The sequence below is a fragment of the Bradyrhizobium sp. UFLA05-89 genome, assembly GCF_059803475.1.
The window spans coordinates 1-1,511 of sequence record NZ_JBANBA010000262.1; the positions used below are offsets into that span (position 1 = coordinate 1).

A 1,511-nucleotide genomic window follows, 5' to 3' on the forward strand; every position below is an offset into this window, starting at 1 on the left:
ATCCAACCGGTTGAGGGATCAGGCTCGCCTAGGCGGAGGGTGGCGTTGCGAGTTGTAGAGCAACCTTAGGACCAGTGACACGTTGCCGACAGGGATCTTTGAATCATCAGAGCAGACCGCCAAGCTCATTCGAAATTCGTCCAGCCATGGATTAAATTGGGATAGGAGCCGGAACGCCCCTGATGCGAGGCACGTTGAGGTGCGCACCTGTGACAAAGAATACAGGACAATCAGAACTCATCAGCAAAATGGAGCACAAAATGGCCGATCCAAGGCAGGAGAATAAGTTCAACCAAAGAGAGGAAACAGTTCGGCAAACCGGCGAGCAAGCAGCTGAGCACACGAAACGAATTGGGCTCGCGGCGGCTAAGGCCGGCGAAGATGTGAGCCAAGTCAGCGCCCACCTGTTACAGCAAAATGCCGAGATGCTGCAGAACACGTGGCGTTTCGGTATGGAGGCAGCGACCTCGATGATCGGCCGCTCGAGCGACCAGTTTGGCCGTACTTTCGGATTGACAGGCGACGAAGCATTGAAGGCGACTGAAAAGTCAGTCCGCAATACGCAGGTGGTGTTGAATTCTGCGACGGCCGTGAGCAAGGGAGTCAATGAGATTTCCCGCGAGTATTTCGAGTTCGTGCGGCAGCAAATGGAGAGCAACATGGATCGCATGAACGAGCTGTGGCGCTGCCGCACACCACACGATTTTGTGGCGCTTCAGAGCGAGCTTGCTCGGGAGACCGTGAGCAAAACCCTTGAGAACAGCCGCCGGTTGGCCGACATGTCTCTCAAAATCGCCGAGGATGCGGGAAAGCGTATCACGGAAATTCAGCGCGCAGCCTAGTCGCGATGCGGCCCGCGGCTCCGATCGCTTCGAACCTGCTCGAGCAGAGGCCGTCAATTGAGGCGGCCTCTGTCGTTTTGGTCCTCGGCTCACGGTTAAAAAGCATACACCAAGGTATTTCAAACACACTCCGCACGAAGTGCAATTTTGAATGGTGCGTAGTGCCCCTTCCCTCCAATGCGATTGCGAGCCCAATGAATTTCCCTTGCGCTGCGCTATTTAGGTATCGTGTGAGTACACAAGCAAAGGTCCCTTCAAGCAACCGCTTGGTATTGGAGACATGTGCACTGGCCGTTAGTCGTGGAGCGGGACGAAGCCATCAGGTTGCAGTTGGTCTGCGGAGAAGAACGCCGTCAGCGCGAAGGATCGCCCGATGTCCTTAACTGAAGCCGTCCTGCTGGTCATCTTGGTCGGACTTATCGTCCTGATACTGGGCAACATCGTATTTCAGGTGGCAGCGGAGCAAAAGAATCCGCCGATCGGCGTCTTCATCGAGTGCGACGGAGTGCGCCTTCACTATATCGAACGGGGCGATGCCGCCGCGCCTTGCGTGGTCCTGTTCCACGGGAATGGCACCATGATTCAAGACCTCGTCCTAAGCGGTTTGGTCGACCGCCTGGCCCACAACTATCGCGTCGTTTGCTTCGACCGGCCCGGGTTTGGCTACAG

Annotated in this window: 2 protein-coding genes; both read left to right on the forward strand. The window is 56.2% G+C overall.

What is annotated here, in order from left to right:
- Positions 1–209: 209 nt before the first annotated feature.
- Entirely contained in the window at positions 210–842 is a 633-nt protein-coding gene (locus tag SO139_RS46135) for a phasin family protein (protein WP_498542147.1), read from the forward strand.
- Between the two features lie 373 nt (positions 843–1,215).
- A partial coding sequence (locus SO139_RS46140) for an alpha/beta fold hydrolase (RefSeq protein ID WP_498542148.1) occupies positions 1,216–1,511 on the forward strand: 296 nt, incomplete at its 3' end.